The sequence below is a fragment of the Colwellia sp. BRX8-5 genome, assembly GCF_014077325.1.
Lineage (GTDB): Bacteria > Pseudomonadota > Gammaproteobacteria > Enterobacterales > Alteromonadaceae > Colwellia_A.
Window position 1 is genome coordinate 34,524 of record NZ_JACGVR010000028.1, and the last position, 16,894, is coordinate 51,417.

The window sequence follows — 16,894 nt, forward strand, 5'->3', positions numbered from 1 at the left end:
GATTTTTAAGGTATGAGTTAATGCGGTTCACGTTAGTGATTTTTAACACATATAAGTTCTCCATCGAATTCTTAGCGCTACGCTTAGTTTCGTTTCTCCTCGCCTTTAAAATTCTATTTGGGTCTGTTTTGTGTTTGTCACTTAAAAGTATACTCGTCAATGCTGTTTCTTTTATTTATCTCCCATTCACTCTATATTTTAAAGCATTATTTTTCTGGGTAGTCAGCAATTTTTGTCAGTGTATTAAGGAGTCTCATGGGTAACAGCACACTTAGGACGAGTTATCCTAAAAGAAAACCAGCCCAAGTACAAAAGGGCATGACACTAATAGAGGTTTTAGTCGCTTTAGTTATTTTAGTGACGGGTATTTTTGGTGCGGTTGCCATGCAGGCGTCAGCTAAGAAAGGCAGTTTTGATGCGATGCAACGCTCTGTAGCCTCAGCGTTAGCTCAAGATATTATCGAACGAATGCGCAGTAATGATTCTGATATTCTTACTTTAGAGAGTTATCAAGGTGTTTATGGCGCAGCATTGAATACTCCGCCTGACGCTGACGTTAGGTGTAATTCAGTTGCTTCTTTGTGTACAAGTGCACAAATGACCACCAATGATTTGTATGAATGGGAAGTCAAACTTATGGGCGCTGATGTTACTGCTGGTGGTAAAAATACTGGTGGCTTAGTTGGTGCTGTCGGTTGTATTGATCATAATAAAAATGCAGTTACTGTTGTGATCAGCTGGCAGGGCAGAGTCGCAACGGCTGATGGTTATGACGCCGATAACAATAGTTCTGCAGCTGCAACACTGGCCAACGCCTGTGGTACAAGTACCAGTAAACGTCGACAAGTTACGGTTGAAGCTTTTATATATTAAGGCAAGCAAAGCAATCACTGTTAACGTTCATCGTGATGTTAATGCTTTGAATTATAGATAATATTGATTTTGTTTAGTAAGAGATGATAATGGTTAATGCTCAACGAGGTTTTAGTTTAATCGAAATATTTATATCGCTTGCGGTAGGTTTAATGTTGCTGCTAGGCATATTAAGTGTTTTTGTTGGTATGAAAACGACCACTGTTGAGACCACCAGTTATGGAGAGTTACAAGAAAATGGCAGGTATGCGATTAGCTTACTCAGTGATGACTTATTACGACAAAGCTTTTGGGGCGACTTATCAGGAAACCTCGATGTAAGTGGCTTGGTAAGTTCACCTTTACCATCAACAGTTTCTGGTGATTGTATTGGTGAAGGCGTTAATAATGCCAGTTTCCCTGCAGCTATTGGCCATTTTAGAACCTTGTGGGGGAAAACAGTCAACAATGTCAACTTAATGGGCTGTATTACCAATGCTAAAATTGATTCCGATGTATTGCAATTAAAAAGAGCTGTTTCATCAACGACAGCGCTAGCCGATATTTCTAGTGATAATTACTATATCATTTCAAACCCTAATACGGCTGCGATATTTGCGGGTGGCGCTGCCATACCAACACTAAATTTGGGCCAGATCTGGGAATATCAGCAGCACATTTACTATGTGCGTGAAGACAATCAGGGCACCAATAAAGTGCCGGTTCTAGTGCAAGGTCGATTACAAAATAAAGCTTCGGTGATGAATCTTGATATGGTCGTTGAAGGCATTGAATACATCCGCTTTATGTATGGCGTTGATACGACCAACAACGGTATCGTCAATGCTTTTATTTCTGCAGATAACATGACAACAGCTTACTGGGATAATGAAAGTAATGTACGGATACTTGCCGTTAAGATTTTTGTCTTAGCGCGAAATATCTTGCCTGACAGAGATTATGAAAATCTTAACACTTATCAGCTTGGTGATCTTCCTATCAACTTTATCGATGGTGAAGGTAAAGGGGATAATTATCGACGTTTATTATTTAGCTCTACCATCACACTTTACAATGCGAGGGTCGACTCATGGCCATAAAAGTTATAAGAAAAAATTGTTTAATTTATTCTGGTAATTTAAAACTAGGTCACAAACAAAGCGGTGTTGTGCTAATCGTTTCACTAGTTTTTTTGATTGCTTTAACCGCCGTTGCTGCTGCATTGATGCAAAATACCACCATTGATATGAAAATGTCTGGAGCAAGTGAAGAAAAAGTGGTTGCTACCCAAGAAGCGGTTAGTGCTATTGATGAAGTTATTTATAAAGAAGTCACGCAAATAAGTGGAACCAATGCTTTTGCTTCTGAAATCGCCAAATTTCCACTCTCACCCGTAGTGAGTAGTGCAAGTAATACCAGTGCAGAAATTTCGCTGGCTAATCCGTATAAGATTGCAGCCGATTGCCCCCACTCTCGAGCAGCTTCTTCCGTACAGGTATTTAAGTGTAATGTACTTAAAGTGCAGGTCACTCGACTGTATGGTCGCACCAACAAAAGCACCATAGAAGTTAATTCTGGTGTATCGCAACAACTACTTAATGTGGGGAACTGATCATGAAAAAATTATTATTATGTAGCGCATTGATATTTACATCTCTTGCTGCTTATAGTGAAGATATTGAACTGTATATTGGTGATGCAGCACAGCGTACCGGTAATAAACCACAAGTACTGATTATTTTTGATAATTCTGGCAGCATGAATAGTTTAGAGTCAGTCGATGAACCTTATGATCCTAATACAGTTTACCCCGCGGTTGGAAGCGATAACTCCTTATCAGAAAAATTTATTTATTTCACCAAAGGTGGCATCGATGGCTCTTCTTCCCTTGTTCCCGATAGTCCTGGTGAAAAGCGCCGTTTTCTTGATGCTATTAATAGCTGTGCAACTGCCCGTGAACGTTTAGCATCTGTTGGCTTTTATACCGGACACATTCGTGAATATGCTTTTCAAGGAAACTCAGGAAGTTGGCAAGAGATCCCCGATAACAATGGCGCTAATATCGATATAGTTGACTGTGAAGATGACGTTAACCTCATACCAGCTAATCCTGAAGTCAATGAGGGGATTAAAACTACTGGCAATACTGTTGAAGATTTACCCGATGGTTTTCCCCTCGATGGTGGTGGCTCTAACCAAAGCCCGGTCTATTACACGGCAAATGCGAGTAATTCAAATGTTATTTGGTCGGGTGAGGTTGTTACACTTTATACCGACAACTATTTGCGTTGGGCAAACAGTGAAACGCTTGAACAGGTTAATCGCACCCGTTTAGAAATAGCACAAGATACCGTTACTGATTTAATTGAATCGGCACCTTCTGTTGATTTTGGTTTACAAGTTTTTAATTATAACCATTCTGGCGAATTTGTTCGCGATGGCGGCAGAATTGTTTTTGGTATCCAAGAAATGACCGCAGCAGCTCGCGCTGAATTAGTAAATATTATTGATTTAGATATTGATGGTGAAACGAATACGCCATTATGTGAATCACTTTATGAGGCTTCGCGCTACTTTGCAGGTATGTCAGTAGATTTTGGTGATAATGATTCAAATTATGATGGTAATACTTATCGTGGTAATACACCGCCAAGAGATGACTCAATTGAAGATGATGAGGGTGTTTATCAATCACCCTTTAATTCATGTACTAATGAAGTTTATGTGATTATGATTACAGATGGTGAACCGACTAGGGATCTTGCCGCTGACACTTATATTCAAAGCTTACCTGATATCGGCCTACCGTTTGACGTTAACGGTACTAATAACTATTTAGCGGCACTTGCGGGTTGGATGCACACCCATGATTTACATAGCACCTTACCTGATGTGCAATCATCAACACTCTTTACGATAGGGTTTGGCCAAGATGCTATTGATGATGCGGGAGCGTTATTACGTGAAGCTGCAAAATTGGGGGGTGGTCAATATTACCCGGCTAAAGATCCCAGTGCCTTACTGGCTTCACTTCAATCGGCATTAACCAATATTTTGGAAGTGAATACCAGCTTTACAGCCCCTTCGGTTGCCTCAAATAATTTTGATAGAACCGAAACTTTAGATTCAGTTTATTATGCGATGTTCGTTCCTGATCATGGTGCAAGGTGGCAAGGAAATTTAAAAAAACTTAAAGTGACCGATGGCCAGCAAGTCGATAGAACGGGTGCTGGTGCTATTGATGATAATGGCAATATTTCAAAAAATGCCAAAACCTTTTGGAGCACAGATACCAATCCAGATGGTAACGATGTTAAAAAAGGTGGCGTAGCTGAAATGTTACGTACTAAATCTACACGCGTTATTGTCAGTGATATTGGGGTTAATGGTGCCTTAATGCTACTAACACGAACGAATGCCGAAACATCCTACGGTGACGAAGCGACGCTAGCAAGTGAATTGGATACTGAAATTGATGACATTGATGGCATGCTCAATTGGGCCAAGGGAATTGACGTTGATGATGAAGACAACGATAGTTCAATCACAGATATCCGTAGTGATGTTTTTGGTGATCCACTGCACTCTAAACCACTAGTTATTAATTATGGTGGTGCAAGTAATGATCAAGATATTCGCATAATCGTTGGCACCAATGCGGGTGTTTTACATATGTTTGACGATAACGGTGAGACGGTTGATGAAAACTGGGCTTTTATGCCTAAAGAATTTTTCTCAAAAATAAAAGCTTTACGTGAAAACTTTACTTCATCAGGTAAATCATACGGCATAGACGGCCCTGCCGTTTCATACTTGCTGGACGTCAATGGTGATGGGTCTATTGATAGTACAAGTGGTGATAAAGCATGGATATTTTTTGGTTTACGTCGTGGCGGTTCTTCATATTATGCTATGGATGTTAGTGACCCCGATACTCCTAAGTTATTGTGGCACCTAGATGCAAGCTCACCAGGATTTAGCCATTTAGGACAATCATGGTCGCAACCTAAAATAGGATTTTCAGCGCTTAATATAGAAAATGGTACACCAAAACCTGTACTCTTTTTCGCTGGCGGATATGACACAACTAAAGATAACTTAACCGTTGGTGCAGATGATACCTTAGGCCGAGCTGTTTATATGGTCGATGCAGAAACAGGTGTACTAAAATGGAGTTTAAGCCCTGATGCAACGAGTGCAACTAATACTCAATTTACTGGGATAACTGATAGCGTGCCTTCTAGCCTCGCTATCTTAGACAGTGATTCTGATGGCTTAACCGATCGTCTTTATTTTGGCGATACCGGTGGAAATTTTTGGCGTGTTGATATGCCAGGCAATGCTCCCTTTAGTGGAACATCGCCGTGGACTGCTTTTAAATTAGCTGAGTTGGGTGGAACAACTCATGCGACAGATCGCCGTTTTTTTAGCGAACCTTCAATTGCTAGAACGTATATTTCAGACACGATAGAAACTACATCAGTTGATGCTAATGGTACTAGTTCAACCGTGGTAACAAAACAGGAAAGACCCTACGAAGCGATACTTATTGGGAGTGGCGACCGATCAACACCTGCGGCCAATGATACTGACGATAAATTTTTCATGATTAAAGATGCCAATATTGTAACCACATCATTTGTTGCTTCACCTACCCACCCACAATTGGCAATACCCGCGGCTATTTTAGCGACAGATCTTTATGACTATACAAACAACCCATTTGGCCAGGCATTAACTGCCGACAATCTGCAGACACTTGAAATAAACGTCGGTAATAAAAAAGGTTGGTTTATGGATTTCGTTGGTGATGGTGAGAAAAATACGGCTTCAGCCATTGTTATTAATGGCGTTGCTTACTTCACTTCATTTACGCCTGCCGCGGTCTCTGCTGATCCTAACAGTTGTGAATTAAGTGATGGTTCGGGTATTTTATACGCGGTGGACTTAGCGCTTGGCACGACTGTCTATGACTGGAGAACATGGGAAATAGCGGCCGGTATTCCTGATACTCCTTCAATTATTATAACTAAAGACCCACAAGCGCCTCAAGAACCTTGCGAAGGCGATTGTCCGCCTGATGAAGAGGAAGCAGAAGTCATTGCCACGATAAAACTATTAGCAGGGAAAATTATTCCGTTAGGCGTTAGCCTAGAAACGTCAAGAATTTACCTTTATGTAACGGAGTCAAATTAATGAGAGTGAGTAAAAATAAGCGGCGAGTTAAAGGTTTTACTTTGCTTGAGCTAATGATATCGGTTGCTATAGTGGGTATTCTAGCTTCGATTGCTTATCCTTCATATATTGATAATATTTCAAGGGCAAATCGTAGCGAGGGCCAACGTGAATTGTTGCGCTTAGCAAGTTTGCAAGAGCAGTATTTTATTGACCATCGAGCATACACCACAGATATGAAAAAATTAGGTGCGTCTGCAGACCCTTATATTACAGACTCGGGCTTTTATAGCATTGATGCTGTGGTAGTTGGGGTAACATATACCCTTAAAGCTACGGCGAGAGGTACGCAAGCGACTAATGATTCTTCTTGTTTAACCTTATCGGTAACCGATAGTGGTCAGAAAACAGCAACATCAACCAATTGCTGGGAGTAATATGATGAAATTGTTATTTAAGCATTGCTTAGCGCTCAACTTACTTTTTGTAAGTCTACTTGTTATAAGTATTGATAGCGTGGCAAAGACGACAGACAAATCGACAAAAATTAAGATTAAATGTCATGTTGAACTAATGGGCGGTAACGACATTATTCATTTTGGCATTATTGGTTCTAATAAACTGGCAAAATATCCTGATTGGTTAGTTGGTAAAAAAATAGCGACTGGCTTTTCAAAGCAAAAGCAGCAAGTTCATCAAGTAAAAGAATGTGTAAAATCAAATGATGATTTTTCCAATGCGCTTTCAAAAAAATTAGATGAAAACACTGCTCGTTAAAGAGGAGACTTAGCTGCAAGTAATTTCATTGCCTGAGCGGTCTTCATCAATGCCGTCGCTATCTGTGTCTGAGGTAACGTATGAACGTCCAGAGGTAGTTACTGTAATACCTCTGGACTTGGCCGGGTAGTCTTTTGGACAATATTTAAATGGGCTAGCACTAACGCCACCTGTGATGTTGCCTGTAGGTCTGTATATAATGCTATCTTGGCCGTACTGAAGTTTGTCATTAGTTTTTATTTTAGCCTTTACTGCAACTATTCTTTCGTCAGAGGCGGGTTCATAAGTTTTATCGCCATCTATATCAATAAAAACACTGACTTCGTTTTGCCAATTAGTATCACAACTATTACTTGCATTAAGTGGGCACAAGGTAACCGATTGTTCTGCATTTATGGCGGTATTTCTTGCTGTTAATAGTAGTCTTTGTAAATGAGAAATTTCATTGTCGACGCGTGTTTCAACTAAAAAACTATTGAAGTTTGGTAGCGCTATCGCCATTAACGTTGCCCCAATAGCGATAGTTATCATCAATTCAACGAGTGTAAAGCCCTGTCGCTTGTTGTTTGATTGCAAATAATCATATTTCATAATATAAGCCTTAATTTCTTGTTATACCCATGAGAGCAATTAGTTAGTCTTATGGGGATTACATCATATTCAAAACTGTGTGAGAATATTTCAAGATAATTAAGTTATATCACTTAAGTCACTCTTTCGCTAGGTTGCTGTTATCGATATCAGAGCTTGTTATTATTGAAATGATAATAAGCTCTATACCTTTTAAAAGCGCTTGTTGTCATAGATTAGTGACAGCTAATGATTCGACCGCTACGATTTTCATCGGCTCCATCCATATTTTGGTCGCTCGATAAATAAAACCGCCCAGCGCCTGAAATGATAATTCCTCTTGATTTATTACTGTGTGATTTTGGACAATAGCGGAAAGTACCATTACCTCCCCACACTGCGAGCCGTCCACTGGGTGCGTAAATTAATGCTGTTCTGCCTTGAGCATACTGTAATTTATCGCCTGACTTTATGGCTGATTTTATTTTTATAATCACTTCAGCACTTGAGGCATCAAGCGCTTTGTTCTTATTATCATCATAGAATACAGTCAGCGTTTTATGCCATTCGTTTGAGCACTGATCAGAAGGGGTAAGTGGACAAACAGTAACAAAACGTTCCTGATTAACCGCATGATTTCTTGTTAATAATAATAGGCGATGTAAGGCTGTGATCTCTTTATCAACACGTATTCTTATCCTTAAATCTGCAAACGTAGGAACAGCTATAGCGGTAAGAAAAATTAATATAGCTAGCGTGATTAAGGTTTCAATGAGAGTGAAACCCATTATTTTAAACGATAAGTATGACATAACATTAAGCCGTCCGTTGGCTAGAGTAGATGTATTACTAGGTATAGCTGTTAACGTTAAATTTACAAGTTTAGCGCTTACAAGTTAAAGTTAATCGTAGATTGTTGGAATAGGTAATCGCTTATGTTGGGTTTTTTGATAAATATTAATGATAAGTGCTTGCACCTCTGCTGCTACTGGTTTGCCTTCCAAGAAATCATCTAACTGCTCATAACTGATACCTAATGCATCTTCGTCAGTTTTTCCCGGATCCAATTCTTCAAGATCCGCGGTTGGAGCTTTATTAATTAATAAGTCTGGCGCACCTAAATTTTCTGCTAATAACCGTACTTGGCGTTTAGATAAACCAAATAAAGGCGCTAAATCACAGGCACCATCGCCCCATTTAGTGAAAAATCCGGTAATGTTTTCTGCTGAATGATCTGTCCCTAAAACAAGTGCGCCAACAATACCGGCAATATGATATTGCGTTACCATTCGGCTTCTAGCTTTGGCATTACCTTTTGAAAAATCGATTTTTGCATCGTCTGCCGATAAGATATTTGCTTGGTTAAGCGCGTTAAGCGTTTCAATGTGAATGCCATTAACGGCATTCAAAATATTGGTTATTACACTATGTGTCGGTTGAATAAAATCCAAAGCGAGCTGCGCATCTTCTTCATCTGCTTGCACGCCATAAGGTAAACGAACCGCAATAAATTGATAGGGTGATGTCGAATTATTATTAGCGATTCTTTCTTCAGCATTGAGCTCATCAATAGCAAGTTGTGCAAGACGTCCACAGGTAGAAGAGTCGACACCGCCACTAATGCCTAGCACTAAATTTTTGAGTCCGGCAGCCTTAAGTGTTTTTTTGATAAATTCAATACGGCGTTTAATCTCAAACACAGCATCTATTTGAGGTAAAACTCTCATTTCATTTATGATCAATTGCGGATCCATTCAACTTCCTTTGATAGTTATTTGATAGTTATTTGATAAGTTAAATTATCCTAGTGTAACGTATACCTGTGATACTTCAATATATAGGTAACCGGTATTGGCTAGTTTGTTCAGTATCTGAAATTTAAATGACTTACAACAAATATAGCGCTTGGGTTTATTTGATATAATTGTGTACAATTCAAAGTATATTTCGCGGTTAATGGATAACAACAATGAAAAAAATAGAAGCAATTATCAAACCATTCAAAATGGATGATGTGCGTGAAGCATTAAGTGAAATTGGCATCACAGGTATGACTGTTTCAGAAGTAAAAGGTTTTGGCCGACAAAAAGGGCACACTGAGCTCTATCGTGGTGCAGAATATATGGTCGATTTCTTACCGAAAGTAAAATTAGAAATTGTTGTCACCACAGAACAAGTTGAGCGTTGTGTTAATGCTATTATAGAAACAGCGCAAACCGGTAAAATTGGTGATGGAAAAATATTTATCACTGATGTTGAGCGGGTGATCAGAATCCGTACGGGTGAAGAAGATGAAGCCGCTATTTAATTTTATCAGTTAATCCCATCATAAAAAAAGCCCATTGAGTATTATATCTCAATGGGCTTTTTATTAATTTAAACCTTATTATTGATAAGGAAAATTTTTATAGCTTCTATTTCAATGCTAATAAACAGTTAAAACTTAACGAGTTAAAAACTTATTATTTGGATAATTTGCTGCTAAGACTTGCTTCGCATTAATTTTTAAATCCATTAAATCTAACTTGTCGTAACACTCAATCATAATCTCTAAGGCTTGTTCCACTTCCTGGCTAGGCGAGAAGTATTCAACAATGTACTTACCACGATTTGCTGCTGAGGCCCAAGCATCACGTTTCATATAAAAACGAGCTACTGTTAATTCATACTTAGCTAAACGTGATTTTATACCAATCATACGTTTGCGTGCATCAGCGGCATATTTGCTTTGCGGTAGCTCAGTCAAAATCGTTTTGAAGTCTTTGAATGCTTCGCGAGCAGCTGTTGGATCTCTGTCTGAACGATCAATGCCTGCTAATTCTTGAAAAAGGTTCTCTTCAGTTGAAATATTGATTAACGCTCGCATGTAATAAACATAATCAAGATTGACATGATCAGGATTTAAACGCAGGAAACGATCCGCCAAAGCAATACCTTGAGCTGAATTACCACTCTTATAATAAGCGTAAATTAAGTCTAATTGCACTTGATGAGAGATAGGACCAAATGGAAAGCGTGAGTCGATTGCTGATAAAATCTGGATAGCTCGTTGATATAAGCCACTATCAAGCGCAGTTCTAGCATCGGTGAACAATGCTTGTGCTGACTTGTCTGGTACTTTTTCAATGTCGGTTTTGTTTGATGATGAACACGCCGCTAGCCCTAATGAAAGCACTAGTATTATCATTTTTATTGTCAAATTTTGCATAGACTTTGTTATCACTACTTTGTTTTAGTTAAAGGTATTAGTTAAATAAATATACGCCCTTTGCAAATTACTTAATGTAATTAATAGAGCAAAGAGGTAAAATAAACACTGGCATTCTAACCTAGCATACTTGCCTTGCACAGCGCTAATTCATAGTAAATTTATAGAGAGTTAAATAGAAATTTTAATGGCTGAAATAATTCAACATACAGATACGGTTCCTGAAACTTGTTTAGGTAAACGATTCGACCAAACATTAGCTGAGATGTTCCCTGAATATTCTCGTTCTCGCATAAAAGAATGGATCTTAGCAGGTCACGTTACTTTAAACGGCGCTATTTTGATAATACCACGCGAGAAAATGTTTGGCGGGGAAGTGATCAAAATATCAACTGAAGTTGAAGGCGACGTGCGATTTGAACCACAAAATATTCCTTTAAATATTGTTTATGAAGATGACGATATTATAGTTATTAATAAACCTGCTGGTTTTGTAGTTCACCCAGGTGCAGGTAATCCTGATGGCACGGTACTTAATGCTTTATTGTATCATTGCCCACAGCTTGATGTTGTCCCTCGTGCCGGTATCGTCCATAGACTAGATAAAGACACAACGGGTTTGATGGTTATTGCTAAAACAATTGCAGCGCAAACAAACTTAGTCGATGCTATACAAGAGCGTGAAATAACGCGTGAGTATGAAGCGATTGCTAATGGTCTAATGACAGCTGGTGGTATGGTTGATGAACCTATAGGTCGCCATTCAACCAAAAGAACACACATGGCTGTTAGTCCTTTTGGACGTCCATCGGTAACGCATTATCGTGTAATGGAAAAATTCCGTTTACACACACGTTTAAGATTACGTCTTGAAACGGGTCGTACACATCAAATTCGTGTTCATATGGCGCATATAACCCATCCATTGATTGGAGATCCTAATTACGGTGGTCGTCCTCGTCCTCCTAAAAATGCGACAGAAGATTTGCGGGATTTATTGCGTAGTTTTAAGCGCCAAGCATTACATGCGGCAATGTTGTCATTATTTCACCCTATAACGGGTGAAGAAATGACTTGGCATGCACCTATTCCAGAGGATATGGTTAATTTAACAAATGTTTTGCGTGAAGATTCGAAAATCAACGCAACAGACGACTATTTATAACAGTCTCTACAATATAGAATGGCCAGTACTAAATGTACTGGCTTTTACTTCGACAAGACTCCATCCTCAAAAAAAATCGTTATCCTCTAATCATAGCTATTCTTCAGCATACGGCCAATTTAACTTGGGCGAACATGTTGGTGATGACTTGGTTAATGTCAACAAAAATAGAGCTTCCTTACTCGCATACTTACCGCTTAATACAAAAATTCAATGGCTTGAACAAGTTCATGGTAATAAAGTTGTGACCATAGAATCTTATTCAAAAACGCCTTTAGCGGCTGATGCGATAATCACTCGGCAAAAGAATATTGCTTTAGCCGTGATGACCGCTGATTGTTTACCGATATTATTAACTGCGATAGACGGCAGTGAAATTGCTGCGATCCATGGTGGTTGGAAACCCTTAGCTAAAAATATTATTACCAATACCGTCAATAATATGAAAACAGACAATGAAAATATCATTGCTTGGTTGGGGCCTTGTATTGGCGAATATGCTTTTGAAGTAGGGCAAGAAGTAAAGTGTGCCTTTGAAAGTCAGTCAGAAAAATTTGTATCGGCTTTCACTGCTATAAATGAACCATTAGCGCTGGAAAAACATAAAGGTAAATACCTAGCCAATTTAGCAATGATAGCAAGAATCCAACTAAATACGCTCGGTATTAATAAGGTTCATCATTTAAACCATTGTACCTATTCTAATGAACAGCAGTATTACTCTTATCGACGAGATACCATTACCGGACGAATGGTTTCCATCATTTGTCGAAAATAAGTTTAAAAAACAAACTAAATCTTATTTCAAATCAAAAGCTTTTCATTTTGTTCCTTGAAAAATTTCAATTATATCCTTATCTATAAGGTATAAAAGAATATTTTTCTTTGTTAGGCAGGAGAGCCTCATGCGTTTAGACAGATTAACCCAAGCATTTCAAGTCGCTATTTCAGACGCACAGTCAATAGCATTAGGTCGGGATCATCAATTTATAGAACCCGTGCATATCATGTTAGCGCTATTAAATCAGAACGCGAGTAGCATTATACCCTTATTGAAAAGTGCAGGAATTAATGTTCTTTCACTGCGATCACAAGTCGAGACGGTTATAGAGCAACTTGCGCAAGTTTCTGGATCGGGTGGCGACGTACAACTTTCTTCTGCTATGGGGAACTTACTTAACCTCTGCGATAAGTTCGCACAAAAAATGGGTGATAAGTATATATCTTCTGATGTTTTTATCCTTGCCGCTATTGAAGACAAAGGAAAACTAGGCCAAATATTAAAGTCGCTTGGGGCAAGTGAACAACGTGTTCAAGATGCAATATTACATGTGCGTGGCGGTCAAAAAGTTGATGAGCCTAATGCTGAAGATGTTCGACAAGCACTTGATAAATATACGGTGAACCTAACAGAGCTTGCCGAGCAGGGCAAACTAGATCCCGTTATTGGCCGAGATGATGAAATACGTCGCACGATACAAGTTTTACAACGTCGTACGAAAAATAATCCGGTATTAATTGGTCAGCCAGGTGTTGGTAAAACAGCCATCGCCGAAGGGTTAGCACAACGTATCATTAATCATGAAGTTCCTGAAGGGTTAAAAGGTAAGCGGGTATTGTCATTGGATATGGGTGCTTTGGTTGCTGGCGCTAAATATCGTGGTGAATTTGAAGAACGTTTAAAGGCGGTATTGAGTGAGCTAGCCAAAGAAGAAGGGCAAGTCATTTTATTTATTGATGAACTTCATACTATGGTCGGTGCAGGTAAATCTGATGGCGCGATGGATGCTGGAAATATGTTAAAACCAGCACTTGCCCGTGGTGATTTACATTGTGTCGGCGCGACAACATTGGACGAATATCGTCAATATATTGAAAAGGATGCAGCCTTAGAGCGTCGTTTTCAAAAAATATTAATCGAAGAGCCTAGTGTTGAAGATACGATTGCCATATTGCGCGGTTTAAAAGAGCGTTACGAACTTCATCACAGTGTTGATATTACCGATCCAGCCATAGTCGCCGCTGCTACTTTGTCACATCGTTATATCAGTGATAGACAATTACCTGATAAAGCGATTGATCTTATAGATGAAGCGGCTTCTAGTATTCGTATGCAAATAGATTCTAAGCCTGAAGACTTAGACCGATTAGAGCGGCGTATCATTCAACTGAAATTAGAACAACGGGCATTAGAGAAAGATTCAGATGAGGCTTCTAAAAAACGTTTAGGACTGATCTCATTGGATCTTAGCGTTTGTCAGACTAATTTTGATGAGTTAGACGAGATTTGGAAAACTGAAAAGGCTGCTTTACATGGTACACAGGCTATTAAAACAGATTTAGAACAAGCTCGGCTTGACTTAGAGGCTGCCCGACGATTGGGCGATCTTAACCAAATGTCAGAATTACAATATGGCAAAATACCGGAATTAGAAAAACAACTCGACTTAGCAAGCCAAGCAGAAATGCAAGAAATGACGTTATTAAAAAATAAAGTCACTGAAGTTGAAATTGCTGATGTATTAAGTCGAGCAACGGGTATTCCTGTTTCTAAGATGCTTGAAGAAGAATGCGATAAGTTACTGCAAATGGAGGATAACTTGCATCAGCGAGTTATAGGACAAAACGAAGCGGTTATCAGTGTTTCGAATGCTATCCGACGTTCAAGAGCTGGGCTTGCCGATCCAAGCCAGCCGATAGGATCGTTTTTATTTTTAGGTCCTACTGGTGTGGGTAAAACCGAACTTACGAAAGCATTAGCCCATTATCTTTTTGACAGTGAAGATGCACTTATTCGTGTCGATATGTCTGAATTTATGGAGAAACATTCAGTTTCTCGGTTAGTGGGGGCTCCTCCCGGATATGTAGGGTATGAAGAAGGGGGCTATTTAACTGAAGCTGTTCGACGCAAACCTTATTCTGTTATTCTTCTTGATGAAATTGAAAAAGCGCACAGTGATGTTTTTAATATATTATTACAAGTGCTCGATGATGGACGTTTAACGGATGGTCAAGGGCGAACTGTTGATTTTAAAAACACTGTTATCATTATGACTTCTAATATTGGCTCTGATCACATTCAAAAATTTGCTGATGACGGTCAGTATGAAGAAATGAAATCTAAGGTAATGTCAGAAGTGAGTTTACATTTTAAGCCTGAGTTTATTAATCGCATTGATGAAACAGTTGTTTTTCATCCATTAATATCACAACAGATAGAAAAAATAGCAGCAATACAAATTGACGGTCTAAGAGATCGTTTAGCAGACCAAGATATTAAGCTATCAATTAGCCAAGAAGCACTTGCGCTGATTTCTTTGGCTGGATTTGATCCCCTATTTGGAGCAAGACCGTTGAAAAGGGTAATTAGACAAAAAATTGAAAACCCATTAGCTCAGAAAATATTGTCAGGAGCCTTTAAAAACAAGGCAGAGATAAGTATTGAAGTCAGTGACGGTGAATTAGTTTTTACGCACTAACTAATTTGTATCATGGCATTTCACTTAAAGACGCACAGTAAACTTCTGTGCGTTTTTGGTTTATCGCTAATTGCTGTTGTTTCTCTGTTTTTGTTAATATCTGTTTACTACCTTTTTCATCCGTATATTGGACCTTATCAAAAGCCATTAACATGGCAATATTTTCTTGTGCCTCTAGACATTTTTCAGGTCTGTTTATAGTCGCCGTGAGGTTATCTTGATTTTGTTGAGAGATCACATCGTCATCAGAAACTAGCGGGTTGGTAATAATGTCTGCGCGACTAGTTACACTTGACTGATTAGACACTAAAAATTGGGTGTACTCATCACCAACAGGTTGATGCTGACTAAAATGAACAACATTGTTTTCATCTACCCAACGATAGACCATTAGTTCACTCGCCGAACAAAAGCCAAAATAAAATATCAGCCCAAATAACAGAATACGAAAACTCATTGGTCACCTATTAACTATAGAAAAAAAAATCCTAATACTTTATATAACAATACAATTGGGACTTTACAAATTATAACGAGGAATTATTATGCTATTACTCTCTAATATACCCATGATAGTTTTTTATGTTAGATTTGATTAACTATACCTATATATTTTTAAACAAGCGTTGTAACAATAATGAATGATAAAAAAACAAATACCAGTACTCCTTCGAAAGGTATTTACCTATTACCTAACCTATTAACAACCGCAGGACTTTTTTCTGGTTTTTTTGCCATAGTTTCCTCAATGAATGGTCATTTTATTAGTGCAGCTGTAGCAATATTCATTGCCATGATATTTGATGGTTTAGATGGGCGCGTTGCTCGGATGACAAATACACAAAGTGAATTTGGTGCCGAATATGACAGTATGGCTGATATGGTCTCTTTTGGTATAGCCCCCGGACTTGTCGCTTATAATTGGGCGTTATCGAGTTACGGAAAATTTGGTTGGTTAGCCGCTTTTGTCTTTGTTGCCTGTGCAGCACTTCGTTTAGCACGTTTTAATACGCAGGTTGGTATTGCTGATGCACGCTTTTTCCAAGGTTTAGCAAGCCCCGCGGCCGCGGCAGTTATTGCCAGTTTGGTCTGGGTTGGTGCAGAATATCAAATAAATGGCCAAGACTATGGCATTGTTGTTGGCATTATTACTATGCTTGCAGGATTATTGATGGTCAGTAACTTTCGTTACAACAGTTTTAAAGAAGTCGATTGGAAGGGGAAAGTTAATTTTTTTGTGGTTTTGCTCATTGTACTCGCCTTTGTCATTATCGCTTCTAGCCCAGAGAATGTTTTACTTATCGTATTTGGCTTCTATGCTTGCTCGGGGCCGTTTACGACTATCCGCTCTGTTAATAAGTTAAAATTAGAAGATGTCGTCGGTGATGACAAAGATGAAGACTTTAATACGGTTGATAACTAGAAAGATAAATAACAGCAGTAATTAACTATCTGTAGCACCAGCTTTGTGAGCAAAAGGCATTAGTTGTTTGATTAAACCACAATAAAAATACAGTTTGTACGTTAATCGAGCGAATAAGCATTTATTTCAAAGTTATTACAAAAAAGGGTTGACGCCCAGCGAGAAATGTCTAGAATGCGCTCCAGTTCCAAGGGGTTCAGTCAAAACGAACCACGAAAGAGCTGTTTTGATAAGTTATCTACATC

General features: G+C 38.8%; 16 protein-coding genes. 11 read left to right on the forward strand and 5 right to left on the reverse strand.

Annotated features, from left to right (window positions below; translation table 11 throughout):
• Positions 1–255 precede the first annotated feature (255 nt).
• The 6 genes from pilV (at position 256) to H4J62_RS15630 (ending at position 6,804) form a co-directional block, all read left to right on the forward strand.
• Positions 256–873: a type IV pilus modification protein PilV gene (pilV, locus tag H4J62_RS15605; protein WP_182216967.1), complete on the forward strand. Its 618-nt coding sequence runs from the start codon at positions 256–258 to the stop codon at positions 871–873.
• 89 nt (positions 874–962) lie between these two features.
• Entirely contained in the window at positions 963–1,952 is a 990-nt protein-coding gene (locus tag H4J62_RS15610) for a PilW family protein (protein ID WP_182216968.1), read from the forward strand.
• Positions 1,943–2,464 (forward strand): PilX N-terminal domain-containing pilus assembly protein, encoded by a 522-nt coding sequence (locus tag H4J62_RS15615; RefSeq protein WP_182216969.1) that lies wholly within the window; start codon positions 1,943–1,945, stop codon positions 2,462–2,464. The genes H4J62_RS15610 and H4J62_RS15615 overlap by 10 nt, the downstream gene beginning before the upstream one ends.
• 2 nt (positions 2,465–2,466) lie before the next feature.
• Positions 2,467–6,048, forward strand: coding sequence for a pilus assembly protein (locus H4J62_RS15620; RefSeq protein ID WP_182216970.1), 3,582 nt, complete (start codon positions 2,467–2,469; stop codon positions 6,046–6,048).
• On the forward strand, positions 6,048–6,464 hold the full coding sequence (locus tag H4J62_RS15625; RefSeq protein ID WP_182216971.1) for a type IV pilin protein: 417 nt from the start codon (positions 6,048–6,050) through the stop codon (positions 6,462–6,464). The genes H4J62_RS15620 and H4J62_RS15625 overlap by 1 nt, the downstream gene beginning before the upstream one ends.
• 1 nt (position 6,465) lies before the next feature.
• Positions 6,466–6,804, forward strand: a complete 339-nt coding sequence (locus tag H4J62_RS15630) for a TapY2 family type IVa secretion system protein (RefSeq protein WP_182216972.1) — start codon at positions 6,466–6,468, stop codon at positions 6,802–6,804.
• 9 nt (positions 6,805–6,813) lie between these two features.
• Here H4J62_RS15630 and H4J62_RS15635 read toward each other — a convergent pair whose 3' ends face one another.
• From H4J62_RS15635 to nadE, 3 genes are all read right to left on the reverse strand, one after another.
• On the reverse strand, positions 6,814–7,395 hold the full coding sequence (locus H4J62_RS15635) for a GspH/FimT family pseudopilin (protein WP_182216990.1): 582 nt from the start codon (positions 7,393–7,395) through the stop codon (positions 6,814–6,816).
• A gap of 215 nt (positions 7,396–7,610) precedes the next feature.
• Positions 7,611–8,186, reverse strand: a complete 576-nt coding sequence (locus H4J62_RS15640; protein WP_182216973.1) for a GspH/FimT family pseudopilin — start codon at positions 8,184–8,186, stop codon at positions 7,611–7,613.
• Positions 8,187–8,276: 90 nt separating this feature from the next.
• Positions 8,277–9,128: an ammonia-dependent NAD(+) synthetase gene (gene nadE / locus H4J62_RS15645; RefSeq protein ID WP_182216974.1), complete on the reverse strand. Its 852-nt coding sequence runs from the start codon at positions 9,126–9,128 to the stop codon at positions 8,277–8,279.
• 215 nt (positions 9,129–9,343) lie between these two features.
• On the opposite strand from nadE, the gene glnB reads away from it, so the two are divergent.
• Positions 9,344–9,682, forward strand: a complete 339-nt coding sequence (gene glnB / locus H4J62_RS15650; protein ID WP_070374471.1) for a nitrogen regulatory protein P-II — start codon at positions 9,344–9,346, stop codon at positions 9,680–9,682.
• Between the two features lie 135 nt (positions 9,683–9,817).
• Here the strand turns inward: glnB and H4J62_RS15655 are convergent, their stop codons facing one another.
• Positions 9,818–10,582: an outer membrane protein assembly factor BamD gene (locus tag H4J62_RS15655; protein WP_070374470.1), complete on the reverse strand. Its 765-nt coding sequence runs from the start codon at positions 10,580–10,582 to the stop codon at positions 9,818–9,820.
• 187 nt (positions 10,583–10,769) lie between these two features.
• On the opposite strand from H4J62_RS15655, the gene rluD reads away from it, so the two are divergent.
• From rluD to clpB, 3 genes are all read left to right on the forward strand, one after another.
• Entirely contained in the window at positions 10,770–11,747 is a 978-nt protein-coding gene (gene rluD, locus H4J62_RS15660) for a 23S rRNA pseudouridine(1911/1915/1917) synthase RluD (protein ID WP_182216975.1), read from the forward strand.
• A complete protein-coding gene (gene pgeF, locus H4J62_RS15665) occupies positions 11,707–12,525 on the forward strand; it encodes a peptidoglycan editing factor PgeF (RefSeq protein ID WP_182216977.1) in 819 nt (272 codons plus the stop codon). Before rluD ends, pgeF begins: the two co-directional genes overlap by 41 nt.
• Positions 12,526–12,652: 127 nt before the next feature.
• Positions 12,653–15,226, forward strand: coding sequence for an ATP-dependent chaperone ClpB (gene clpB / locus H4J62_RS15670; protein WP_182216978.1), 2,574 nt, complete (start codon positions 12,653–12,655; stop codon positions 15,224–15,226).
• 10 nt (positions 15,227–15,236) lie between these two features.
• On the opposite strand, the gene H4J62_RS15675 is transcribed toward clpB, so the two are convergent.
• On the reverse strand, positions 15,237–15,683 hold the full coding sequence (locus H4J62_RS15675; RefSeq protein WP_182216980.1) for a DUF4124 domain-containing protein: 447 nt from the start codon (positions 15,681–15,683) through the stop codon (positions 15,237–15,239).
• Between the two features lie 180 nt (positions 15,684–15,863).
• Here H4J62_RS15675 and pssA point away from each other — a divergent pair, with 180 nt between their 5' ends.
• On the forward strand, positions 15,864–16,649 hold the full coding sequence (gene pssA / locus H4J62_RS15680) for a CDP-diacylglycerol--serine O-phosphatidyltransferase (protein ID WP_182231346.1): 786 nt from the start codon (positions 15,864–15,866) through the stop codon (positions 16,647–16,649).
• Positions 16,650–16,894 lie beyond the last annotated feature (245 nt).